The sequence below is a fragment of the Shigella sp. SIG3 genome, from assembly GCF_053555855.1.
This window is the reverse complement of the sequence record NZ_JBQZXE010000054.1, coordinates 1-24,122: the sequence shown is the minus strand read 5'-3', so window position 1 is coordinate 24,122 and position 24,122 is coordinate 1. Positions and strand designations below refer to the sequence as shown.

Here is a 24,122-nt window from a genome sequence, read left to right as displayed (position 1 = left end):
GGTATTACGAACCAGCGTGAAACCACTATTGTCTGGGAAAAAGAAACCGGCAAGCCTATCTATAACGCCATTGTCTGGCAGTGCCGTCGTACCGCAGAAATCTGCGAGCATTTAAAACGTGACGGTTTAGAAGATTATATCAGCAGCAATACCGGTCTGGTGATTGACCCGTACTTTTCTGGCACCAAAGTGAAGTGGATCCTCGACCATGTGGAAGGCTCTCGCGAGCGTGCACGTCGTGGTGAATTGCTGTTTGGTACGGTTGATACGTGGCTTATCTGGAAAATGACTCAGGGCCGTGTCCATGTGACCGATTACACCAACGCCTCTCGTACCATGTTGTTCAACATCCATACCCTGGACTGGGACGACAAAATGCTGGAAGTGCTGGATATTCCGCGCGAGATGCTGCCAGAAGTGCGTCGTTCTTCCGAAGTATACGGTCAGACTAACATTGGCGGCAAAGGCGGCACGCGTATTCCAATCTCCGGGATCGCCGGTGACCAGCAGGCCGCGCTGTTTGGTCAGTTGTGCGTGAAAGAAGGGATGGCGAAGAACACCTATGGCACTGGCTGCTTTATGCTGATGAACACTGGCGAGAAAGCGGTGAAATCAGAAAACGGCCTGCTGACCACCATCGCCTGCGGCCCGACTGGCGAAGTGAACTATGCGTTGGAAGGTGCGGTGTTTATGGCAGGCACATCCATTCAGTGGCTGCGCGATGAGATGAAGTTGATTAACGACGCCTACGATTCCGAATATTTCGCCACCAAAGTGCAAAACACCAATGGTGTGTATGTGGTTCCGGCATTTACCGGGCTGAGTGCGCCGTACTGGGACCCGTATGCGCGCGGGGCGATTTTCGGTCTGACTCGTGGGGTGAACGCTAACCACATTATACGCGCGACGCTGGAGTCTATTGCTTATCAGACGCGTGACGTGCTGGAAGCGATGCAGGCCGACTCTGGTATCCGTCTGCACGCCCTGCGCGTGGATGGTGGCGCAGTAGCAAACAATTTCCTGATGCAGTTCCAGTCCGATATTCTCGGCACCCGCGTTGAGCGCCCGGAAGTGCGCGAAGTCACCGCATTGGGTGCGGCCTATCTCGCAGGCCTGGCGGTTGGCTTCTGGCAGAACCTCGACGAGCTGCAAGAGAAAGCGGTGATTGAGCGCGAGTTCCGTCCAGGCATCGAAACCACTGAGCGTAATTACCGTTACGCAGGCTGGAAAAAAGCGGTCAAACGCGCGATGGCGTGGGAAGAACACGACGAGTAATGTCAGGCACCTGAATCGATTGCCTGATGCTGATCGCCTGATGCGACGCTTACGCGTCTTATCAGGCCTACGAGCCAATGCCATTTTGTGTAGGCGGGATAAGGCGTTCACGCCGCATCCGGCATCACGCAGACTCTGAAACCGTGCGGGGGCAACCCCGCACACATCAATAATCCCACCCTTCCCCTGTGCTACACTTCGCGCCATTCCTTACTGCTTAGAGTTTGCTATGAGACGAGAACTTGCCATCGAATTTTCCCGCGTCACCGAATCTGCGGCGCTGGCTGGCTACAAATGGTTAGGACGCGGCGATAAAAACACCGCGGACGGCGCGGCGGTAAACGCCATGCGTATTATGCTCAACCAGGTCAACATTGACGGCACCATCGTCATTGGTGAAGGTGAAATCGACGAAGCACCGATGCTCTACATTGGTGAAAAAGTCGGTACTGGTCGCGGCGACGCGGTAGATATTGCTGTTGATCCGATTGAAGGCACGCGCATGACGGCGATGGGCCAGGCTAACGCGCTGGCGGTGCTGGCAGTAGGCGATAAAGGCTGCTTCCTCAATGCGCCGGATATGTATATGGAGAAGCTGATTGTCGGGCCGGGAGCCAAAGGCACCATTGATCTGAACCTGCCGCTGGCGGATAACCTGCGCAATGTAGCGGCGGCGCTCGGCAAACCGTTGAGCGAACTGACGGTAACGATTCTGGCTAAACCACGCCACGATGCCGTTATCGCTGAAATGCAGCAACTCGGCGTACGCGTATTTGCTATTCCGGACGGCGACGTTGCGGCCTCAATTCTCACCTGTATGCCAGACAGCGAAGTTGACGTGCTGTACGGTATTGGTGGCGCGCCGGAAGGCGTGGTTTCTGCGGCGGTGATCCGCGCATTAGATGGCGACATGAACGGTCGTCTGCTGGCGCGTCATGACGTCAAAGGCGACAACGAAGAGAATCGTCGCATTGGCGAGCAGGAGCTGGCACGCTGCAAAGCGATGGGCATCGAAGCCGGTAAAGTATTGCGTCTGGGCGATATGGCGCGCAGCGATAACGTCATCTTCTCTGCCACCGGTATTACCAAAGGCGATCTGCTGGAAGGTATTAGCCGCAAAGGCAATATCGCGACTACCGAAACGCTGCTGATCCGCGGCAAGTCACGCACCATTCGCCGCATTCAGTCCATCCACTATCTGAATCGCAAAGACCCGGAAATGCAAGTGCACATTCTCTGAGTGATTTGATCGATTGAGCCTTCCAGTCCTTCGGGACTGGAATTTTTTTGTTCGGAGAACGAAGATAAGGCAAGTCAATCAAAACAGGAGAAAAAAATGGCTGATTGGGTAACAGGCAAAGTCACTAAAGTGCAGAACTGGACCGACGCCCTGTTTAGTCTCACCGTTCACGCCCCCGTGCTTCCGTTTACCGCCGGGCAATTTACCAAGCTTGGCCTTGAAATCGACGGCGAACGCGTCCAGCGCGCCTACTCCTATGTTAACTCGCCCGATAATCCCGATCTGGAGTTTTACCTGGTCACCGTCCCCGATGGCAAATTAAGCCCACGATTGGCGGCACTGAAACCGGGCGATGAAGTGCAGGTGGTTAGCGAAGCAGCTGGCTTCTTTGTTCTGGATGAAGTACCGGACTGCGAAACGCTATGGATGCTGGCAACCGGTACAGCGATTGGCCCTTATTTATCGATTCTGCAACTAGGCAAAGATTTAGATCGCTTCAAAAATCTGGTCCTGGTTCACGCCGCACGTTATGCCGCCGACTTAAGCTATTTGCCACTGATGCAAGAACTGGAAAAACGCTACGAAGGCAAACTGCGCATTCAGACGGTGGTCAGTCGGGAAACGGCAGCGGGGTCGCTCACCGGACGGATACCGGCATTAATTGAAAGTGGGGAACTGGAAAGCGCGATTGGCCTGCCGATGAATAAAGAAACCAGCCATGTGATGCTGTGCGGCAATCCACAGATGGTGCGCGATACACAACAGTTGCTGAAAGAGACCCGGCAGATGACGAAACATTTACGTCGCCGACCGGGCCATATGACAGCGGAGCATTACTGGTAAGCGGTTACTTATCGATAAACGGCACGATGAGCAAATCCGCACTCATCTTATTGATCATCCCGCGATATGCCGGCATCAAACGGTTGATAAATGAGTGATGATGACCACAGACAAGGAGGTCGCACTGCTCTTTTTGCATAATTTCCAGCAGTGTTTCCGGCATTTCTCCGCGTTCAATACGCAGTTTTGTCTTCGGACATTGAATATTTTTCGTCAGTTTATACAGCTTGTTATCCGACTTATTCTCCAACAATTGAAGAATATCTTCTGTTGCAGGGAAGTAGATACCCGGATACAACTCGCTTAAGCCATCATCAATATGAATTAACGTCAGGTGAGCGTCATTATGTCTGGCGAGCTCCAGGGCTTTATTCACCAGTAAGGCATCTTCTTCATTCCCGGAAATTGCCACGCCAATGTGTTTATAAGCCATGTTTAACTCCTTCTAAAGCAACTCCATCAAGCTAACGAACGCAGTGATAACTCAAAAATAATCATCTCGGCCTGGCATGAGAAAGTGAAGGCCGCATCAAGCTCAACTTGCCCCTCCAGATCCTTAATCTTATAGGCCACGCTGGCCCCTTCATCTGCAGAGGATGCAGCGGCGGCAAGCTCTTTCAGTTTGGTCATAAAAGACTCTGCTTCTTCGCGGGTGGCAAAAAAGCGCGAAAACTTACTGGTACAGTTGTCGTTATCAATCACCGTACCGATATCAATCGCACATCCTTTAGTACTGCATTTATCTACGACATCTTTCATAGGGCACCTCTGTATATTCGCCTCTCTGTCGATTACGACTTAAGAATAATGCGCCGTTAAGGGAAGAACAAACAAGTAATGATCTTATGGATTACCATTTTTTTTGATATTGCTTAAGGTGAAGAGTTCAGAAGGATTTTCCGGGTATTGTCATTTGCATCGTGGAAATAACAATCCCGGAAAAAAATAGCAGTAAGAGATATATTAAAGGTTAATTACTTGATTTATTGTCGGCTTTATACTTCACATCCTGAGTATCTTTACCATATTTATTTTCGCCTTGTGTGCCAACAAACGCACCAAGATCGATAAGCATCATCACCAGAATCAACGTCGGGACAAAACGCCCCACCGCCCATTGCCAGACACCCGGTAAAATCGCTCAGTTACCCGCCAGCAGCATCCACGCCACAATCATCAGAAATGCCCATGCGCCGGAACGCCCGCGATCATGCAAGCGCTTAACAGTTACTGCCGCTGTTGGCCAGAGCAAGCACACAAGGCAAAACGCCGCGGTCTGAATATCGAGTAGATTCTTACCCGCCAGTGAGAAAAGCACCAGCATGCCTGCGAACCACAGGCCTATCCAAATCCAGAAATCACGGCGTCCAATACGCCCTTTAAATGAGAATAACCATTGCTGTATGGTCATGTAAGTTCCTTGATGGTTGTCTTTTCCAGGATTCTACCCTTTTGACAAGGGCGACAGATATCGTTTTAATCGGAGCCAGTCATAACAAAAGGTACTGTCAATGAAGCCAGGGTGTACGCTGTTTTTTCTCTTATGTTCTGCATTAACCGTTACAACAACGGCGCATGCACAAACACCAGATACGGCAACGACCGCGCCTTATCTGCTGGCTGGAGCCCCTACTTTCGATCTCTCCATCAGCCAGTTTCGAGAAGACTTTAACAGCCAGAATCCCAGCCTGCCACTGAACGAATTTCGTGCCATCGACAGCAGTCCCGACAAAGCCAATCTCACTCGTGCTGCAAGTAAAATTAACGAGAACTTGTATGCTTCTACAGCGCTGGAGCGCGGTACCTTAAAAATCAAAAGCATTCAAATGACCTGGCTACCCATCCAGGGGCCAGAGCAAAAAGCAGCGAAAGCGAAAGCTCAGGAATACATGGCAGCAGTGATCCGCACACTCACCCCATTAATGACCAAAACACAAAGCCAGAAAAAACTGCAGTCGCTACTAACGGCGGGGAAAAACAAACGTTATTACACCGAGACAGAAGGTGCACTGCGTTATGTTGTCGCGGACAACGGCGAAAAGGGGCTGACCTTCGCTGTTGAACCGATTAAGCTGGCGCTATCTGAATCGCTTGAAGGTTTGAATAAATGACAAAAAGCAAAGCCTTTGTGCCGATGAATCTCTATACTGTTTCACAGACCTGCTGCCCTGCGGGGCGGCCATCTTCCTTTATTCGCTTATAAGCGTGGAGAATTAAAATGCGACATCCTTTAGTGATGGGTAACTGGAAACTGAACGGCAGCCGCCACATGGTTCACGAGCTGGTTTCTAACCTGCGTAAAGAGCTGGCAGGTGTTGCTGGCTGTGCGGTTGCAATCGCACCACCGGAAATGTACATCGATATGGCGAAGCGCGAAGCTGAAGGCAGCCACATCATGCTGGGTGCGCAAAACGTGGACCTGAACCTGTCCGGCGCATTCACCGGTGAAACTTCTGCCGCTATGCTGAAAGACATCGGCGCTCAGTACATCATCATCGGCCACTCTGAACGTCGTACTTACCACAAAGAGTCTGACGAACTGATTGCGAAAAAATTCGCGGTGCTGAAAGAGCAGGGTCTGACTCCGGTTCTGTGCATCGGTGAAACCGAAGCTGAAAACGAAGCGGGAAAAACTGAAGAAGTTTGCGCACGTCAGATCGACGCGGTACTGAAAACTCAGGGTGCTGCGGCATTCGAAGGTGCGGTTATCGCTTATGAACCTGTATGGGCAATCGGTACTGGCAAATCTGCAACTCCGGCTCAGGCACAGGCTGTTCACAAATTCATCCGTGACCACATCGCTAAAGTTGACGCTAACATCGCTGAACAAGTGATCATTCAGTACGGCGGCTCTGTAAACGCGTCTAACGCTGCAGAACTGTTTGCTCAGCCAGACATCGACGGCGCGCTGGTTGGCGGTGCTTCTCTGAAAGCTGACGCTTTCGCAGTGATCGTTAAAGCTGCAGAAGCGGCTAAACAGGCTTAAGTCTGACAGGTGCCGGATTTCATATCCGGCACTTACTTTCCTTAACTCCTCGCCTTAACGCAAAATCTCACACTCATGATCCTGGATTTCCTCGGCTGAAGCACGGTTCAGCGTCAGTAGATTTCGTTGTGTCGCCAGCAACACAAACGAATTATCACTCTGCCGTACCATCGCCAGCCCGTAGCTTCCCATATGTTCCCGCGCCTCAGGCACTTCTTCTGCAAGCATCATAAATGGGCTGCGTTGTACCAGTTCGCTTTCCGTTACCCGACGCGCCAGGTATTCATGCCCGCGCAAACCACCTGGCAGTGGCAACCAGCGGCTGCTGATGTTCGCCAGATTTTTATCCAGTTGTTCGCGCACATCAGGACGAATACAAGAGATATGAATATGAAAATGGTTTTGCGTACGCCCGGTGCGGGAGTTGATCGCCAAAGAAACCGCGCGATCGGGAACCGGCTGGCCGTATTTTTTGCTCATAAAATCACGCGCCTGCCAGGCCAACCAAAAGAAGTTCGGCGTTGAAGGATCGGTCAACAAAGGACTTTCAGTACCGTTAATACGATACGTTGACATCAACAGATATTGCAGTGGACCATTAAGATCTTTTAAAACCACGTATCCGGCATTGGGTTTGACTTCCGCACATGGCGAAGGATTTTGATTTTGCTGCTGATTGGGCAAACATTCCTCAAGGACACTCTTACGTAATGTATCCGACTCTTCACCGGTTAATTTCCAGTAACCAATACCGGCAGCCACAACGGCGATAACTATCATCACCAAAAAAAGAAGACCCGCTTTTTTCATCTTTTTTTCCCTGTACCTCAAAGAGATGCAAGGGTAACGCAAAATCGTGACAAATAAAAAACCCGGTCGCGAGAAACCACCGGGTTTGATAATTATCCTAGGGAAATCAGCGTTTGCTGATCTGATCGAACGTACCGCCGTTAGCAAAATGCTCTTTTTGCGCTTTCGTCCAGCCGCCGAACTCTTCATCAATGGTGAATAACTTCAGCTTTGGAAACGCATTTTCGTACTTTTTCGCTACTTCAGCGTCGCGCGGACGGTAGTAGTTTTTCGCGGCAATTTCCTGACCTTCTGGCGAGTAGAGATATTTCAGGTAGGCTTCCGCCACCTCTTTGGTGCCTTTTTTCTCGACCACTTTATCGACCACCGACACCGTTGGCTCTGCGAGGATAGACTCACTCGGCGTGACGATTTCGAATTTATCTTTCCCCAGTTCATTCGCTGCCAGCAGAGCTTCGTTTTCCCAGGCGATCAGTACATCGCCAATCCCGCGCTCGACAAAGGTGTTAGTGGAGCCGCGCGCGCCAGAATCCAGAACTTCGACGTTTTTATACAGTGCCCGAACAAAATCCTGTGCTTTTGCCTGATCGTTGTTGTTGTGATGCAGCGCGTAGCCCCAGGCAGCCAGGTAGTTCCAGCGTGCGCCACCAGAGCTTTTCGGATTAGGCGTGATCACCGAAACACCCGGTTTAATCAGATCGTTCCAGTCATGGATCTGCTTCGGATTGCCCTTACGCACCAGGAAAACAATGGTGGAAGTGTACGGTGCGGAGTTATCCGGCAGACGTTTGATCCACTCTTTATCAATCCGCCCGCGTTCCGCAATCGCGTCCACGTCATAGGCCAGAGCCAGCGTGACAACATCAGCTTCAATACCGTTGATTACCGACGTCGCTTGTTTACCTGAACCACCGTGTGACTGACGAATCACCACGTTATCACCAGTTTGCTGTTTCCAGTGGGCGCTGAATGCCTTGTTGTACTGTTCGTACAATTCGCGCGTTGGATCATATGAAACGTTAAGAAGCTGAATATCCTTTGCCATAACGCTGGTTGCCGCCAGCAAAAATGTTAACCCTACGCCCCACTTGTTCATCGCCCGACTCTCTTATGTTGTGTTGTGATGAGCAAAGCGTGCCAGAAGGTTAACCAAACATTAAAGAATAAAAAAAGATTGGCTATAACTTGCGGGTATATGTTGAGGGATTAAAAAGGCGGAAGAAATCCGCCTCATATTGCTGACAAAGTGCGCTTTGTCCATGCCGGATGCGGCGCGAACGCCTTATCCGGCCTACAAAAGTTTGCAAATTCAATAAATTGCAGAATTCATGTAGGCCTGATAAGCGAAGCGCATCAGGCATTTTTGCTTCTGTCATCGGTTTCAGGCTAAAGGAATCTGCCTTTTTCCGAAATCATTAATACAGTTTTTTCGCGCAGTCCAGCCAGTCACCTTTGAACGGACGCTTCATGTTTTCGATAGCGTCGATGATGTCGTGGTGAACCAGCTGTTCGTTCTGGATACCTACACAACGACCGCCGTAACCTGCCAGCAGCAGATCGATAGCGTAAGCGCCCATACGGGAAGCCAGAATACGGTCGTAAGGCACCGGAGAACCACCGCGCTGGATGTGGCCCAGCACAGTTGCGCGGGTTTCACGACCGGTTTCTTTCTCGATGAAATGCGCCAGTTCGTCAACATCACACATATGTTCGGTAATCGCCACGATCGCGTGTTTTTTACCTTTCGCGATACCCGCTTTGATTTCGTTTACCAGGTCTTCACGGCTGAATTCAACTTCCGGAACTACAACGAATTCACAGCCACCGGCAATGGCCGCAGCCAGGGTCAGATCGCCACAATAACGGCCCATCACTTCCACCACGGAAATACGCTGGTGAGAAGAAGAGGTGTCACGCAGACGGTCGATCGCTTCTACAACGGTGCTCAGCGCAGTGAAGAAACCGATAGTGTAGTCAGTGCCTTTGATGTCGTTGTCGATAGTGCCCGGCAGACCGATGCACGGGAAGCCCATTTCGGTCAGACGCATTGCACCCATGTAGGAACCGTCACCGCCGATAACCACCAGCGCGTCGATACCACGTTTTTTCAGGTTTTCGATAGCCACGGCGCGGATGTTCTCGTCGCGGAATTCCGGGAAACGCGCAGAACCGAGGAACGTACCGCCACGGTTGATCATGTCAGACACGCTGTAACGGTCTAGCTGTACCATACGGTCTTCATACAGACCCAGATAGCCGTCATAAATACCCATTACTTCCAGACCTTCTGTCAGCGCAGAACGAACAACCCCGCGAATTGCGGCGTTCATGCCTGGCGCATCACCGCCGCTTGTCAACACACCTATTTTCTTAATCATGACTACCTCTGAACTTTGGAATGCAAAATGAAATCTGTTGCCGGAAGTCTTCTTGCACATCGAAGTGATCCAACGAATGTGCAAATAGTATAACAATCACTTCCTGCTGAATTGATTCAGGTCAGGCCAAATGGCGGTATTTTATACACAAAATGCGGGTCTGGCTCTCTTTTATACTGATTATGAAAGCATAGACCGTTTACCCTCCCTGGGTACGACGGAACAGGGGTCCTGATGGATAATCACATCCGATCCCGGAAAACGCCGTAAAATAGCCTGCTCTACCTGATCCGCCACCATATGTGCCTGAACCAAAGGCAGAGAGTCTTCCATTTCCAAATGGATCTGAATAAAGCGGGTCGGCCCTGACTGCCGCGTGCGAAGATCGTGAGCGCCGCTAACACCCGGCCAGGAAGTCACGATATCAATAATTTCTTGCCGTTCTTCATCAGGCAATGCGCGATCCAGTAATGACTGTACCGCCTCATATCCCATGCGTAACGCGCTATATAAAATATAGATGCCGATTCCCAATGCAAACAGAGCATCGGCGCGATGCCAGCCGTACCAAGACAACCCCAGCGCCAGCAGAATTGCGCCGTTCATCATAACATCAGACTGGTAATGTAGCATATCAGCCCGCACCGCCTGGCTTTGCGTCCGGCGCACCACCCACCGCTGAAACGAGACAAGGATAATCGTACAAATTAGCGCCACAATTGTCACGATAACCCCGACGCCTGGATCTGTCATCGGTGTTGGAGATACCAGATGTTGAATACCCGTCAAAAACAGGAATAGTGCCGAACCGGAGATAAACATACTTTGCGCCAGCGCCGCGAGGGACTCAGCTTTACCGTGACCAAACGAGTGATTATCGTCGGCAGGTTGCAGGGAATATCGCACCACCAGTAAATTCGTCAACGACGCGCCGATATCCACCAGCGAATCCACCAGCGCGGCGAGAATACTCACCGACCCGGTATACCACCATGCAAAAATTTTAATCAGCAATAGCAACGAAGCCATCGCCGTCGCAGCAATCGCCGCCCGACTGACCAGCCGTCCATAAGATTGATTCATAAATACTCCCGCTATCAACTGACGCTAGTATAACGGAAGCAAATCATCTGCAATGCATTAAGCAGCAGGCAAATTGAGGATAAAAAAAACCCCACATCATGTGGGGGAAGACAGGGATGGTGTCTATGGCAAGGAAAACAGGGTTTACTACTGGGAACGTGAGTTGCTACTACTCAATAGCTTCAACGATGAACTTTTTTGCCATTGCGTCACGTCACGCAACTGCTCCATTCGTTGTTGATGTTTCTCGTTTAAAACCGCTTGCTGCTCCGGCGTTAACAGGCGATACATTTGGTTGCGGACTTTTGCCATCTCAACCTGACGAGCAATTTGCTCATTCGCCATTTTTTCTGCCTGTGCGCGCACAGCGTTTTCATCAAAATTTTCTGCGGTGACAAGGCGATGCATTGTCTCCAGTTCGCTAACATTAACAGGAGGCTGTTCGTGCCGGGCCTGTTGCATAAGATCTCGCATCTGCTGACGCTGATGTTCGGTTAAACTTATGCCGTCGAACATATGGCTCTGCGTACTGCGCTGCGTAAGTTCTTCACCCGGATGCCAGTTATCGCCTGAACCGACTTCAGCAGCGTGGCTTAATGAACTGACTGCCAGCGTTGAGGCCATGACGGCAGCGGTAACTATGCGCATCATTTGCTCCCAAAATCTTTCTGTCGCGATTCAACGATAGAGAGTTTACGATTCAGGCTGCAAACATGCGTCAGGGGGTGTAAAACAACGTAAAGTCATGGATTAGCGACGTCTGATGACGTAATTTCTGCCTCGGAGGTATTTAAACAATGAATAAAATCCTGTTAGTTGATGATGACCGAGAGCTGACTTCCCTATTAAAGGAGCTGCTCGAGATGGAAGGCTTCAACGTGATTGTTGCCCACGATGGGGAACAGGCGCTTGATCTTCTGGACGACAGCATTGATTTACTTTTGCTTGACGTAATGATGCCGAAGAAAAATGGTATCGACACATTAAAAGCACTTCGCCAGACACACCAGACGCCTGTCATTATGTTGACGGCGCGCGGCAGTGAACTTGATCGCGTTCTCGGCCTTGAGCTGGGCGCAGATGACTATCTCCCGAAACCGTTTAATGATCGTGAGCTGGTGGCACGTATTCGCGCGATCCTGCGCCGTTCGCACTGGAGCGAGCAACAGCAAAACAACGACAACGGTTCACCGACACTGGAAGTTGATGCCTTAGTGCTGAATCCAGGCCGTCAGGAAGCCAGCTTCGACGGGCAAACGCTGGAGTTAACCGGTACTGAGTTTACCCTGCTCTATTTGCTGGCACAGCATCTGGGTCAGGTGGTTTCCCGTGAACATTTAAGCCAGGAAGTGTTGGGCAAACGCCTGACGCCTTTCGACCGCGCTATTGATATGCACATTTCCAACCTGCGTCGTAAACTGCCGGATCGTAAAGATGGTCACCCGTGGTTTAAAACCTTGCGTGGTCGCGGCTATCTGATGGTTTCTGCTTCATGATAGGCAGCTTAACCGCGCGCATCTTCGCCATCTTCTGGCTGACGCTGGCGCTGGTGTTGATGTTGGTTTTGATGTTACCCAAGCTCGATTCACGCCAGATGACCAAGCTTCTGGATAGCGAACAGCGTCAGGGGCTGATGATTGAGCAGCATGTCGAAGCGGAGCTGGCGAACGATCCGCCCAACGATTTAATGTGGTGGCGGCGTCTGTTCCGGGCGATTGATAAGTGGGCACCGCCAGGACAGCGTTTGTTATTGGTGACCACCGAAGGCCGCGTGATCGGCGCTGAACGCAGCGAAATGCAGATCATTCGTAACTTTATTGGTCAGGCCGATAACGCCGATCATCCGCAGAAGAAAAAGTATGGCCGCGTGGAACTGGTCGGTCCGTTCTCCGTGCGTGATGGCGAAGATAATTACCAACTTTATCTGATTCGTCCGGCCAGCAGTTCTCAATCCGATTTCATTAACTTACTGTTTGACCGCCCGCTATTACTGCTGATTGTCACCATGTTGGTCAGTACGCCGCTGCTGTTGTGGTTGGCCTGGAGTCTGGCAAAACCGGCGCGTAAGCTGAAAAACGCTGCCGATGAAGTTGCCCAGGGAAACTTACGCCAGCACCCGGAACTGGAAGCGGGGCCACAGGAATTCCTTGCCGCAGGTGCCAGTTTTAACCAGATGGTCACCGCGCTGGAGCGCATGATGACCTCTCAGCAGCGTCTGCTTTCTGATATCTCTCACGAGCTGCGCACCCCGCTGACGCGTCTGCAACTGGGTACGGCGTTACTGCGCCGTCGTAGCGGTGAAAGCAAGGAACTCGAGCGTATTGAAACCGAAGCGCAACGTCTGGACAGCATGATCAACGATCTGTTGGTGATGTCACGTAATCAGCAAAAAAACGCGCTGGTTAGCGAAACCATCAAAGCCAACCAGTTGTGGAGTGAAGTGCTGGATAACGCGGCGTTCGAAGCCGAGCAAATGGGCAAGTCGTTGACAGTTAACTTCCCGCCTGGGCCGTGGCCGCTGTACGGCAATCCGAACGCCCTGGAAAGTGCGCTGGAAAACATTGTTCGTAATGCTCTGCGTTATTCCCATACGAAGATTGAAGTGGGCTTTGCGGTAGATAAAGACGGTATCACCATTACGGTGGACGACGATGGTCCTGGCGTTAGCCCGGAAGATCGCGAACAGATTTTCCGTCCGTTCTATCGGACCGATGAAGCACGCGATCGTGAATCTGGCGGTACAGGATTGGGGCTGGCAATTGTTGAAACCGCCATTCAGCAGCATCGTGGCTGGGTGAAGGCAGAAGACAGCCCGCTGGGCGGTTTACGGCTGGTGATTTGGTTGCCGCTGTATAAGCGGAGTTAAACTCCGCATTTGTAGGCAGGATAAGGCGTTTACGCCGCATCCGGCATTTGAGCAGGATGCCTGATGCGACGCTGATAGCGTCTTATCAGGCCTACACTCCGGGGGTTATTTTCCCCACAACCGGCGGGAAAAATCTTCGATCTTGCCGCTCAGTCGGCGCTTTTGCATCGTCCGCGTCCAGCTTTTCGATAACCCGGCGGCGGAGAGTAAACGGTGATACTGATCGTCATCAAACGGCATATGCCATGCGATGGCGGCAGCCTCCTGCACGGTCACATCGCTGACACGGGAAACCAACTCCAGCGGCGCGTCCGCAGACACTTTCCCTGGCGCTATCACGCTATACAACCACCCCACCTTACCTGTGTTTTGCATCAACTGCGCTATATCGCTGATATCAAAATGGTAATTGAGTTTATAGCAAGGCGAGCGCGGCTGGCTGACCTGAATTAATGCCTCTCCCCAGCGGAAAATATCGCCCATATGAACATTACTTTCCGTGAGACCGTCGGTTGAGAGATTTTCGCCAAACGCAGGCGCAACAAACAACTCCGCCTGTTCCGGAAATTCCCGCACCCAGTAGAGATAGTGCTCACGAGGATAATGACACAGCGCTCTGTCTGGCCCGCCGTGAACCTTTTTCTCCGCCTGCTCGTCACCTTCCAGCCCCAGCTCCGTCAGCATCAACTCACCATCAACCTGGATTTTGGCAATTGCGCTGGGTTTGCCTTCGGGATAAGCCTGAATCTTGCCTGTGTATACATCAACCGGATATCGCATCTGTTCCCTCTCCACGAGAAATTTCCCCATTAGACCATATTTATTTTATGTCAGCCGTGCTGTTTTCGCGGTAAGTATCCAGGCAGGAACTCAATAGCAAACCGGACGAACGTTAGTTCATCCGGCTGTGGGGATTAAGGAAGCAGGTTTATTTCACCGTACCTAAAATTTCGATTTTCGCTGCTCTGGCTTTGACTTTACGTGACCAGATAGAGGTAAGAATTGGCACCAGAATCGAAGTCACAATGACCGCCGTCGCTACCAGCGAAGTTGCTGCCGGAGCCATCGGTTTAAACGCAGGCACCATTTCTGCAATCAGCACAGGTGTCGCTACCGCGGCCCCTGCGGAACTGGAAGCGGCAATTCCGGCAGTGCCATCGCCACCGCCAATCAATTTATCGGCGATAATCAACGGAATACCGGTCACGATAATTATTGCCACACCCAACAGGATCCCCAGCAAACCAGTCTGGGCAATCACAGTCAAATCAATGGTATTGCCCAGCGCGAAGGCAAAGAATGGAATCAGCGTTTGCACCGCTTTGCTGAAAAATTCTCGTAATTCAGGGTCAAGATTCCCCAGGGCAAAGCCCACCAGGAACGGTAATACTGCGCCGACGAAAACATGCGGTTCAAACGAGGCAATCCCGGCAGTGCCCAGAATAATCATCGTCATGAGCGGCCCGGACTCCAACGACATCAACACAAATGCCCCAGCTTCTTCTTTCGTACCGTACTGCTGCATGATGGAAGCGTAAAGTCCGCCGTTGGTCATATCCATCGCCGCCACCAGCGCCAGCGTTGAAAGTCCGGCAAAGAATCCAACTTCAACACCATGTTCCGGAATAATGCGCGAGGCAATTGCCGCAACCACCCACGCGACGGCAATTTTAGTTACCACCAGCGTACCGGATTTACGCAGTACCGTTCCCGTCGCGCTTAATTTTATTGACGCCCCCATGCAAAAAAACCACACCGCCAGAATGGGCACCGTACCGGTAATCATCCCGTTGGTGAATGATCCAAAATATTTCCCCGCCCCCGGCGAGAAGGTGTGGCACAGTGCGCCAAGGAATAGCGGGACGAGCATCATCCCCCCCGGGATTTTCTCAATCGAGCGTTTTATCTGCATTTCCATCACCTGTCGGCATATTTTTAAGGGCTGATGCGTAATTCCTCAATGGAGCATCAGTGTTGATGGAAACGAAGATAGACATTCATTTAATCAATAAAAGTGATCAAAACCACATCAATTGAAACGCTGTTTTATTTTTATAGGATCATTGTTTTTATTTTGGAATTGTTCACAAAAAAACCACCGCCGTTGGCGATGGTTCATTTTTTAAGCTGATATGCGGCCTATACGCCTCATTGCAGCAGGCGGCAAATGATTATTTTTTCGCCGCAAAACGTGCCGCTGCTTCGTCCCAGTTCACCACGTTCCAGAACTCTTTGATGTAGTCCGGACGGCGGTTCTGGAATTTCAGGTAGTAAGCATGTTCCCACACATCCAGGCCCAGAATCGGGAAGCCGGAAGCGCCAGAAATAGCTTCACCCATCAGCGGAGAATCCTGGTTAGCAGTAGAAACCACCGCCAGTTTATCGCCTTTCAGCACCAGCCATGCCCAGCCGGAACCAAAGCGGGAAGCTGCCGCTTTTTCAAATTCTGCTTTGAAGTTATCAACGGAGCCGAAGTCACGTTCGATAGCCGCTTTCAGGTCACCCTGCAGGGTGGTGCCTTTTTTCAGACCTTTCCAGAACAGGCTGTGGTTAGCGTGACCGCCAGCGTTGTTGCGCAGTACGGTTTTCTTGTCTGCTGGCAGCTGGTCCAGTTTGGTGATCAGCTCTTCAACCGGCAGGTTGGCAAATTCTGGCAGGCTTTCCAGCGCCGCGTTGGCGTTGTTTACGTAGGTCTGATGGTGTTTGGTGTGGTGGATTTCCATGGTCTGCTTATCGAAGTGCGGTTCCAGGGCATCGTAAGCATACGGCAGGGATGGCAGGGTATAGCTCATATTCATCTCCAGTATTGTCGGGCGGCCGATTGTTAATGCCGCGTAAGCAGTTGGTTTATTATAGTTAATTAAATGATATTGAAAATGATTATCAATGCCGCACTTTTCGTAAGGGTATGGTTTTGCAGGAAAATGCCCGAGATGTGAAGCAAATCACCCACTTAATGCCGTGATTGCCAGTAAATCGACAACGGCGGCAACAGGCGAAAGGTTAATCGACAGCACGATTTTTACACTCATCTCGTCGGAGATGTGAAGCGACGAAAAATGATGAGGATAAGAAGATGAGTAACGCGATTACGATGGGGATATTTTGGCATTTGATCGGCGCGGCCAGTGCAGCCTGTTTTTACGCTCCGTTCAAAAAAGTAAAAAAATGGTCATGGGAAACCATGTGGTCAGTCGGTGGGATTGTTTCGTGGATTATTCTGCCGTGGGCCATCAGCGCCCTGTTACTACCGGATTTCTGGGCGTATTACAGCTCGTTTAGTCTCTCTACGCTGCTGCCTGTTTTTCTGTTCGGCGCTATGTGGGGGATCGGTAATATCAACTATGGCCTGACCATGCGTTATCTCGGCATGTCGATGGGAATTGGCATCGCCATTGGCATTACGTTGATTGTCGGTACGCTGATGACGCCAATTATCAACGGCAATTTCGATGTGCTGATTAACACCGAAGGCGGACGCATGACGTTACTCGGCGTTCTGGTGGCGCTGATTGGCGTAGGGATTGTAACTCGAGCCGGGCAGTTGAAAGAGCGCAAGATGGGCATTAAAGCCGAAGAGTTCAATCTGAAAAAAGGGCTGGTGCTGGCGGTGATGTGCGGCATTTTCTCTGCCGGGATGTCCTTTGCGATGAACGCCGCAAAACCGATGCATGAAGCCGCTGCCGCACTTGGCGTCGATCCACTGTATGTCGCTCTGCCAAGCTATGTTGTCATCATGGGCGGCGGCGCGATCATTAACCTCGGTTTCTGTTTTATTCGTCTGGCAAAAGTGAAGGATTTGTCGCTAAAAGCCGACTTCTCGCTGGCAAAACCGCTGATCATTCACAATGTGTTACTCTCGGCACTGGGCGGGTTGATGTGGTATCTGCAATTCTTTTTCTATGCCTAGGGCCACGCCCGCATTCCGGCGCAGTATGACTACATCAGTTGGATGCTGCATATGAGTTTCTATGTATTGTGCGGCGGTATCGTCGGGCTGGTGCTGAAAGAGTGGAACAATACAGGACGCCGTCCGGTAACGGTGTTGAGCCTCGGTTGTGTGGTGATTATTGTCGCCGCTAACATCGTCGGCATCGGCATGGCGAATTAATCTTTCTGCGAATTGAGATGACGCCACTGGCTGGGCGTCATCCCGGTTTCCCGGGTAAACACCACCGAAAAATAGTTACTATCTTCAAAGCCACATTCGGTCGAAATATCACTGATTAACAGGCGGCTATGCTGGAGAAGATATTGCGCATGACACACTCTGACCTGCCGCAGATATTGATTGATGGTCATTCCAGTCTGCTGGCGAAATTGCTGACGCAAAACGCGCTCACTGCACGATGCCTCATCACAAAATTTATCCAGCGCAAAGGGACTTTTCAGGCTAGCCGCCAGCCGGGTAATCAGCTTATCCAGCAACGTTTCGCTGGATGTTGGCGGCAACGAATCACTGGTGTAACGATGGCGATTCAGCAACATCACCAACTGCCCGAACAGCAACTCAGCCATTTCGTTAGCAAACGGCACATGCTGACTACTTTCATGCTCAAGCTGACCGATAACCTGCCGCGCCTGCGCCATCCCCACGCTACCTAAGCGCCAGTGTGGTTGCCCTGCGCTGGCGCTAAATCCCGGAATCGCTCCCTGCCAGTCAAGATTCAGCTTCAGCCGCTCCGGGCAATAAATAATATTCTGCAAAACCAGATCGTTAACGGAAGCGTAGGAGTGTTTATCGTCAGCATGAATATAAAAGAGATCGCCACGGGTAATGCGATAAGGACGATCGTTGAGTACATGCAGACCATTACCGCGCCAGACAATCACCAGCTCACAAAAATCATGTGTATGTTCGGCAAAGACATCTTGCGGATAACGGTCAGCCACAGCGACTGCCTGCTGGTCGCTGGCAAAAAAATCATCTTTGAGAAGTTTTAACTGATGCGCCACCGTGGCTACCTCGGCCAGAGAACGAAGTTGATTATTCGCAATATGGCGTACAAATACGTTGAGAAGATTCGCGTTATTGCAGAAAGCCATCCCGTCCCTGGCGAATATCACGCGGTGACCAGTTAAACTCTCGGCGAAAAAGCGTCGAAAAGTGGTTACTGTCGCTGAATCCACAGCGATAGGCGATGTCAGTGACGCTGGCCTCGCTGTGGCGTAGCAGATGTCGGGCTTTCATCAGTCGCAGGCGGTTCAGGTATCGCTGAGGCGTCAGTCCCGTTTGCTGCTTAAGCTGCCGATGTAGCGTACGCAGTGAAAGAGAAAATTGATCCGCCACGGCATCCCAATTCACCTCATCGGCAAAATGGTCCTCCAGCCAGGCCAGAAGCAAGTTGAGACGTGATGCGCTGTTTTCCAGGTTCTCCTGCAAACTGCTTTTACGCAGCAAGAGCAGTAATTGCATAAACAAGATCTCGCGACTGGCGGTCGAGGGTAAATCATTTTCCCCTTCCTGCTGTTCCATCTGTGCAACCAGCTGTCGCACCTGCTGCAATACGCTGTGGTTAACGCGCCAGTGAGACGGATACTGCCCATCCAGCTCTTGTGGCAGCAACTGATTCAGCCCGGCGAGAAACTGAAATCGATCCGGCGAGCGATACAGCACATTGGTCAGACACAGATTATCGGTATGTTCATACAGATGCCGATCATGATCGCGTACGAAACAGACCGTGCCACCGGTGATGGTATAGGGCTGCCCATTAAACACATGAATACCCGTGCCATGTTCGACAATCACAATTTCATGAAAATCATGATGATGTTCAGGAAAATCCGCCTGCGGGAGCCGGGGTTCTATCGCCACGGACGCGTTACAAGACGGAAAAAAATCCACACTACGTAATACGGTCATACTGGCCTCCTGATGTCGTCAACACGGCGAAATAGTAATCACGAGGTCAGGTTCTTACCTTAAATTTTCGACGGAAAACCACGTAAAAAACGTCGATTTTTCAAGATACAGCGTGAATTTTCAGGAAATGCGGTGAGCATCACATCACCACAATTCAGCAAATTGTGAGCATCATCACGTTCATCTTTCCCTGGTTGCCAATGGCCCATTTTCCTGTCAGTAACGAGAAGGTCGCGAATTCAGGCGCTTTTTAGACTGGTCGTAATGAAATTCAGCAGGATCACATTATGACCTTTCGCAATTGTGTCGCCGTAGATCTCGGCGCATCCAGTGGGCGCGTGATGCTGGCGCGTTACGAGCGTGAATGCCGCAGCCTGACGCTGCGCGAAATCCATCGTTTTAACAATGGGCTGCATAGCCAAAACGGTTATGTCACCTGGGATGTGGATAGCCTGGAAAGTGCCATTCGCCTTGGATTAAACAAGGTGTGCGAGGAAGGGATTCGTATCGATAGCATTGGGATTGATACCTGGGGCGTGGACTTTGTGCTGCTCGACCAACAGGGTCAGCGTGTGGGCCTGCCCGTTGCTTATCGCGATAGCCGCACCAATGGCCTGATGCCGCAGGCACAACAGCAACTCGGCAAACGCGATATTTATCAGCGTAGCGGCATCCAGTTTCTACCCTTCAATACGCTTTATCAGTTGCGTGCGCTGACGGAGCAACAACCTGAACTTATTCCACACATTGCTCACGCTCTGCTGATGCCGGATTACTTCAGTTATCGCCTGACCGGCAAGATGAACTGGGAATATACCAATGCCACCACCACACAACTGGTCAATATCAATAGCGACGACTGGGACGAGTCGCTACTGGCGTGGAGCGGGGCCAACAAAGCCTGGTTTGGTCGCCCGACGCATCCGGGTAATGTCATTGGGCACTGGATTTGCCCGCAGGGTAATGAGATTCCGGTGGTCGCCGTTGCCAGCCATGATACCGCCAGCGCGGTTATCGCCTCGCCGTTAAACGGTTCACGCGCCGCTTATCTCTCTTCTGGCACCTGGTCATTGATGGGCTTCGAAAGCCAGACGCCATTTACCAATGACACGGCGCTGGCAGCCAACATCACCAATGAAGGCGGGGCGGAAGGTCGCTATCGGGTGCTGAAAAATATTATGGGCTTATGGCTGCTTCAGCGAGTGCTTCAGGAACGGCAAATCAACGATCTCCCGGCGCTTATCGCCGCGACACAGGCACTTCCGGCCTGCCGCTTCATCATCAATCCCAATGACGATCGCTTTATCAATCCTGACGAGATGTGCAGCGAAATTCAGGCTGCGTGTCGGGAAACGGCGCAACCGATCCCGGGAAGTGATGCTGAACTGGCGCGCTGTATTTTCGACAGTCTGGCGCTGCTGTATGCCGATGTGTTGCATGAGCTGGCGCAGCTGCGCGGTGAAGATTTCTCGCAACTGCATATTGTCGGCGGCGGCTGCCAGAACACGCTGCTCAACCAGCTATGCGCCGATGCCTGCGGTATTCGGGTGATCGCCGGGCCTGTTGAAGCCTCAACGCTCGGCAATATCGGCATCGAGTTAATTACGCTGGATGAACTCAACAATGTGGATGATTTCCGTCAGGTCGTCAGCACCACCGCGAATCTGACCACCTTTACCCCTAATCCTGACAGTGAAATTGCCCACTATGTGGCGCAGATTCACTCTACACGACAGACAAAGGAGCTTTGCGCATGACCACTCAACTGGAACAGGCCTGGGAGCTGGCGAAACAGCGTTTCGCGGCGGTGGGGATTGATGTCGAGGAGGCGCTGCGCCAACTTGATCGTTTACCCGTTTCAATGCACTGCTGGCAGGGCGATGATGTTTCCGGTTTTGAAAACCCGGAAGGTTCGCTGACCGGGGGGATTCAGGCCACAGGCAATTATCCGGGCAAAGCGCGTAATGCCAGTGAGCTACGTGCCGATCTGGAACAGGCTATGCGGCTGATTCCGGGGCCGAAACGGCTTAATTTACATGCCATCTATCTGGAATCAGATACGCCAGTCTCGCGCGACCAGATCAAACCAGAGCACTTCAAAAACTGGGTTGAATGGGCGAAAGCCAATCAGCTCGGTCTGGATTTTAACCCCTCCTGCTTTTCGCATCCGCTAAGCGCCGATGGCTTTACGCTCTCGCATCCCGACGACAGCATTCGCCAGTTCTGGATTGATCACTGCAAAGCCAGCCGTCGCGTTTCGGCCTATTTTGGCGAGCAACTCGGCACACCATCGGTGATGAACATCTGGATCCCGGATGGTATGAAAGATATCACCGTTGACCGTCTCGCCCCGCGTCAGCGTCTGCTGGCAGCACTGGATGAGGTGATCAGCGAGAAGCTAAACCCTGCGCACCATATCGACGCCGTTGAGAGCAAATTGTTTGGCATTGGCGCAGAGAGCTACACGGTTGGCTCCAATGAGTTTTACATGGGGTATGCCACCAGCCGCCAGACTGCGCTGTGCCTGGACGCCGGGCACTTCCACCCGACTGAAGTGATTTCCGACAAGATTTCCGCCGCCATGCTGTATGTGCCGCAGTTGCTGCTGCACGTCAGCCGTCCGGTTCGCTGGGACAGCGATCACGTAGTGCTGCTGGATGATGAAACCCAGGCAATTGCCAGTGAGATTGTGCGTCACGATCTGTTTGACCGGGTGCATATCGGCCTTGACTTCTTCGATGCCTCTATCAACCGCATTGCCGCGTGGGTCATTGGTACACGCAATATGAAAAAAGCCCTGCTGCGTGCGTTGCTGGAACCTACCGCTGAGCTGCGCAAGCTGGAAGCGGCGGGCGATTACACTGCGCGTCTGGCACTGCTGGAAGAGCAGAAATCGTTGCCGTGGCAGGCGGTCTGGGAAATGTATTGCCAACGTCACGATACGCCAGCAGGTAGCGAATGGCTGGAGAGCGTGCGGGCTTATGAGAAAGCGATTTTGAGCCAGCGTGGGTAAACACTGCCGGATGCGGCACAAGCGCCTTATCCGGCCTACGGGTCGAATGTCCATGCGGGCTGTCACCCTCACCCCGGCCCTCTCCCTGAAAGGGCGAGGGAGAAAAACATAGCCTCGTGCGGCAACGGAGCTGAACACCGCTCCGGACAGTCCCCTCGCCCCTACGGGGAGAGGGTTAGGGTGAGGGGAACAAGCCGCACCATGTCTAAACAAGGCAACCTAATTTACAGGAACACAGAACATGCAAAACATTACCCAGTCCTGGTTTGTCCAGGGAATGATCAAAGCCACCACCGATGCCTGGCTGAAAGGCTGGGACGAGCGCAACGGCGGCAACCTGACGCTGCGCCTGGATGACGCCGATATCGCGCTTTATCACGACAACTTCCACCCACAACCGCGCTATATTCCGCTCAGCCAACCCATGCCTTTACTGGCAAATACGCCGTTTATTGTCACCGGCTCCGGCAAATTCTTCCGTAACGTCCAGCTCGATCCTGCAGCTAACTTAGGCGTCGTAAAAGTCGACAGCGATGGCGCGGGCTACCATATTCTCTGGGGGTTAACCAACGAAGCCGTTCCAACTTCTGAACTTCCGGCTCACTTTCTCTCCCACTGCGAGCGCATTAAAGCCACCAACGGTAAAGATCGGGTGATCATGCACTGCCACGCCACCAACCTGATCGCCCTCACCTATGTACTGGAAAACGACACCGCGGTCTTTACTCGCCAACTGTGGGAAGGCAGCACCGAATGTCTGGCAGTATTCCCGGATGGCGTTGGCATTCTGCCGTGGATGGTGCCCGGCACGGACGAAATCGGCCAGGCGACCGCACAAGAGATGCAAAAACATTCGCTGGTGTTGTGGCCCTTCCACGGTGTGTTCGGTTCCGGACCGACGCTGGATGAAGCCTTTGGTTTAATCGACACCGCAGAAAAATCAGCACAAGTATTAGTGAAGGTTTATTCGATGGGCGGCATGAAACAGACCATCAGCCGTGAAGAGTTGATAGCGCTCGGCAAGCGCTTCGGCGTTACACCACTAGCCAGTGCGCTGGCGCTGTAAGGAGCAAACATGATCCGCAAAGCCTTTGTCATGCAGGTAAACCCCGACGCCCACGAAGAGTATCAGCGTCGGCATAATCCCATCTGGCCGGAACTGGAAGCAGTGTTGAAATCTCACGGTGTGCATAACTACGCCATTTACCTCGACAAAGCGCGTAATCTGCTGTTTGCCATGGTAGAGATTGAATCTGAAGAACGGTGGAATGCGGTAGCCAGTACTGATGTTTGCCAACGTTGGTGGAAATATATGACCGATGTTATGCCCGCTAACCCAGATAACAGCCCGGTGAGTAGCGAGCTGCAAGAAGTGTTTTACCTGCCGTAATTGCCCAATGTGCCGGAGATGCCTCCGGCACAATATTTTAAATTTCGATTTGAAAAATTAAACATATTACATCTCCCGGTAAGTTATATTTCCCTGATACATTGTGAGTAAATCACAAAAATAATGAATAACCCATTAATGATTCATGTGGTTTATTTAAATAACCATTATGTGCATTACTCCGCAAATCTGACCTTTCACTCTGTCTCAAATTGTCATTGTTTACCGACATATCGCCTCTCATCACTTAATCGCTCCACCATTACAATTGATTAAAATATATTTTATGGAGTCCGATTAATGGCAGCTCTTACTGCAAGCTGTATTGACCTGAATATTCAGGGCAATGGCGCTTATTCCGTTCTGAAGCAG

The 24,122-nt window shown here is 51.5% G+C and carries 23 protein-coding genes and 3 pseudogenes; 13 read left to right on the top strand and 13 right to left on the bottom strand.

Going from position 1 to position 24,122, the window contains the following annotated elements:
• The 3 genes from glpK to fpr all read left to right on the top strand — a co-directional run.
• Positions 1 to 1,275 (top strand): glycerol kinase GlpK (glpK, locus tag ACUU1I_RS11620; protein ID WP_032157178.1); only part of this gene is annotated, 1,275 nt, incomplete at its 5' end.
• Between the two features lie 229 nt (positions 1,276 to 1,504).
• A complete protein-coding gene (gene glpX, locus ACUU1I_RS11615) occupies positions 1,505 to 2,515 on the top strand; it encodes a class II fructose-bisphosphatase (protein ID WP_001250645.1) in 1,011 nt (336 codons plus the stop codon).
• Positions 2,516 to 2,611: 96 nt separating this feature from the next.
• Positions 2,612 to 3,358, top strand: coding sequence for a ferredoxin--NADP(+) reductase (fpr, locus tag ACUU1I_RS11610; protein ID WP_000796320.1), 747 nt, complete (start codon positions 2,612 to 2,614; stop codon positions 3,356 to 3,358).
• Positions 3,359 to 3,362: 4 nt separating this feature from the next.
• On the opposite strand, the gene uspD is transcribed toward fpr, so the two are convergent.
• The 3 genes and pseudogenes from uspD to ACUU1I_RS11595 all read right to left on the bottom strand — a co-directional run bounded on the left by uspD (position 3,363) and on the right by ACUU1I_RS11595 (position 4,769).
• Entirely contained in the window at positions 3,363 to 3,791 is a 429-nt protein-coding gene (uspD, locus tag ACUU1I_RS11605; RefSeq protein WP_000323551.1) for a universal stress protein UspD, read from the bottom strand.
• A 26-nt stretch (positions 3,792 to 3,817) separates the two neighbouring features.
• Positions 3,818 to 4,117, bottom strand: coding sequence for a DUF406 domain-containing protein (locus ACUU1I_RS11600; protein ID WP_000655986.1), 300 nt, complete (start codon positions 4,115 to 4,117; stop codon positions 3,818 to 3,820).
• A 211-nt stretch (positions 4,118 to 4,328) separates the two neighbouring features.
• A pseudogene (locus ACUU1I_RS11595) lies at positions 4,329 to 4,769 on the bottom strand (DUF805 domain-containing protein).
• Positions 4,770 to 4,869: 100 nt separating this feature from the next.
• Here ACUU1I_RS11595 and ACUU1I_RS11590 point away from each other — a divergent pair.
• Together ACUU1I_RS11590 and tpiA are read left to right on the top strand one after the other, a co-directional pair.
• Positions 4,870 to 5,469: a YiiQ family protein gene (locus tag ACUU1I_RS11590; RefSeq protein ID WP_000802226.1), complete on the top strand. Its 600-nt coding sequence runs from the start codon at positions 4,870 to 4,872 to the stop codon at positions 5,467 to 5,469.
• 107 nt (positions 5,470 to 5,576) lie between these two features.
• A complete protein-coding gene (tpiA, locus tag ACUU1I_RS11585) occupies positions 5,577 to 6,344 on the top strand; it encodes a triose-phosphate isomerase (RefSeq protein WP_001216325.1) in 768 nt (255 codons plus the stop codon).
• 54 nt (positions 6,345 to 6,398) lie between these two features.
• Here the strand turns inward: tpiA and cdh are convergent, their stop codons facing one another.
• The 5 genes from cdh to cpxP form a co-directional block, all read right to left on the bottom strand.
• Positions 6,399 to 7,154, bottom strand: coding sequence for a CDP-diacylglycerol diphosphatase (gene cdh / locus ACUU1I_RS11580; protein WP_005071499.1), 756 nt, complete (start codon positions 7,152 to 7,154; stop codon positions 6,399 to 6,401).
• A 106-nt stretch (positions 7,155 to 7,260) separates the two neighbouring features.
• Positions 7,261 to 8,250, bottom strand: a complete 990-nt coding sequence (gene sbp, locus ACUU1I_RS11575) for a sulfate/thiosulfate ABC transporter substrate-binding protein Sbp (protein ID WP_001045689.1) — start codon at positions 8,248 to 8,250, stop codon at positions 7,261 to 7,263.
• A gap of 319 nt (positions 8,251 to 8,569) precedes the next feature.
• Positions 8,570 to 9,532 carry a 6-phosphofructokinase gene (gene pfkA, locus ACUU1I_RS11570; protein ID WP_000591795.1) on the bottom strand — a complete coding sequence of 321 codons (963 nt, stop codon included), beginning with the start codon at positions 9,530 to 9,532 and terminating at the stop codon, positions 8,570 to 8,572.
• Positions 9,533 to 9,712: 180 nt separating this feature from the next.
• Positions 9,713 to 10,615 carry a CDF family cation-efflux transporter FieF gene (gene fieF, locus ACUU1I_RS11565; protein ID WP_001076748.1) on the bottom strand — a complete coding sequence of 301 codons (903 nt, stop codon included), beginning with the start codon at positions 10,613 to 10,615 and terminating at the stop codon, positions 9,713 to 9,715.
• A 147-nt stretch (positions 10,616 to 10,762) separates the two neighbouring features.
• Positions 10,763 to 11,263, bottom strand: coding sequence for a cell-envelope stress modulator CpxP (gene cpxP, locus ACUU1I_RS11560; protein WP_001223800.1), 501 nt, complete (start codon positions 11,261 to 11,263; stop codon positions 10,763 to 10,765).
• A 149-nt stretch (positions 11,264 to 11,412) separates the two neighbouring features.
• On the opposite strand from cpxP, the gene cpxR reads away from it, so the two are divergent.
• Together cpxR and cpxA are read left to right on the top strand one after the other, a co-directional pair.
• Entirely contained in the window at positions 11,413 to 12,111 is a 699-nt protein-coding gene (gene cpxR, locus ACUU1I_RS11555; protein WP_001033722.1) for an envelope stress response regulator transcription factor CpxR, read from the top strand.
• Positions 12,108 to 13,481 carry an envelope stress sensor histidine kinase CpxA gene (gene cpxA, locus ACUU1I_RS11550; RefSeq protein ID WP_000580435.1) on the top strand — a complete coding sequence of 458 codons (1,374 nt, stop codon included), beginning with the start codon at positions 12,108 to 12,110 and terminating at the stop codon, positions 13,479 to 13,481. The genes cpxR and cpxA overlap by 4 nt, the downstream gene beginning before the upstream one ends.
• Before the next feature lie 105 nt (positions 13,482 to 13,586).
• On the opposite strand, the gene yiiM is transcribed toward cpxA, so the two are convergent.
• The 3 genes from yiiM to sodA all read right to left on the bottom strand — a co-directional run bounded on the left by yiiM (position 13,587) and on the right by sodA (position 16,273).
• Positions 13,587 to 14,261: a 6-hydroxyaminopurine reductase gene (gene yiiM, locus ACUU1I_RS11545; protein WP_001270270.1), complete on the bottom strand. Its 675-nt coding sequence runs from the start codon at positions 14,259 to 14,261 to the stop codon at positions 13,587 to 13,589.
• 148 nt (positions 14,262 to 14,409) lie between these two features.
• On the bottom strand, positions 14,410 to 15,393 hold the full coding sequence (gene kdgT / locus ACUU1I_RS11540) for a 2-keto-3-deoxygluconate transporter (protein ID WP_001166058.1): 984 nt from the start codon (positions 15,391 to 15,393) through the stop codon (positions 14,410 to 14,412).
• Positions 15,394 to 15,652: 259 nt separating this feature from the next.
• Positions 15,653 to 16,273, bottom strand: coding sequence for a superoxide dismutase [Mn] (sodA, locus tag ACUU1I_RS11535; RefSeq protein ID WP_001297064.1), 621 nt, complete (start codon positions 16,271 to 16,273; stop codon positions 15,653 to 15,655).
• A gap of 284 nt (positions 16,274 to 16,557) precedes the next feature.
• On the opposite strand from sodA, the pseudogene rhaT reads away from it, so the two are divergent.
• A pseudogene (gene rhaT / locus ACUU1I_RS11530) lies at positions 16,558 to 17,592 on the top strand (L-rhamnose/proton symporter RhaT).
• Here the strand turns inward: rhaT and rhaR are convergent.
• Both rhaR and rhaS read right to left on the bottom strand, forming a co-directional pair.
• Complete coding sequence (gene rhaR, locus ACUU1I_RS11525) at positions 17,589 to 18,437, bottom strand: HTH-type transcriptional activator RhaR (protein ID WP_001309108.1); 849 nt, start codon at positions 18,435 to 18,437, stop codon at positions 17,589 to 17,591. The pseudogene rhaT and the gene rhaR overlap by 4 nt on opposite strands.
• 73 nt (positions 18,438 to 18,510) lie before the next feature.
• A complete protein-coding gene (gene rhaS / locus ACUU1I_RS11520) occupies positions 18,511 to 19,347 on the bottom strand; it encodes an HTH-type transcriptional activator RhaS (RefSeq protein WP_000217393.1) in 837 nt (278 codons plus the stop codon).
• A gap of 287 nt (positions 19,348 to 19,634) precedes the next feature.
• Here rhaS and rhaB point away from each other — a divergent pair, with 287 nt between their 5' ends.
• From rhaB to ACUU1I_RS11495, 5 genes and pseudogenes are all read left to right on the top strand, one after another.
• Positions 19,635 to 21,104: a rhamnulokinase gene (gene rhaB, locus ACUU1I_RS11515; RefSeq protein WP_000144087.1), complete on the top strand. Its 1,470-nt coding sequence runs from the start codon at positions 19,635 to 19,637 to the stop codon at positions 21,102 to 21,104.
• On the top strand, positions 21,101 to 22,360 hold the full coding sequence (rhaA, locus tag ACUU1I_RS11510) for an L-rhamnose isomerase (RefSeq protein WP_000211508.1): 1,260 nt from the start codon (positions 21,101 to 21,103) through the stop codon (positions 22,358 to 22,360). Before rhaB ends, rhaA begins: the two co-directional genes overlap by 4 nt.
• 241 nt (positions 22,361 to 22,601) lie before the next feature.
• Positions 22,602 to 23,426 carry a rhamnulose-1-phosphate aldolase gene (gene rhaD, locus ACUU1I_RS11505; RefSeq protein ID WP_001179720.1) on the top strand — a complete coding sequence of 275 codons (825 nt, stop codon included), beginning with the start codon at positions 22,602 to 22,604 and terminating at the stop codon, positions 23,424 to 23,426.
• A gap of 9 nt (positions 23,427 to 23,435) precedes the next feature.
• The gene (gene rhaM, locus ACUU1I_RS11500; protein WP_000619511.1) at positions 23,436 to 23,750 is read left to right on the top strand and encodes an L-rhamnose mutarotase; all 315 of its coding nucleotides are present in this window, start codon (positions 23,436 to 23,438) and stop codon (positions 23,748 to 23,750) included.
• 300 nt (positions 23,751 to 24,050) lie between these two features.
• Positions 24,051 to 24,122, top strand: a pseudogene (locus tag ACUU1I_RS11495) (PTS fructose transporter subunit IIA); the annotation flags it as partial.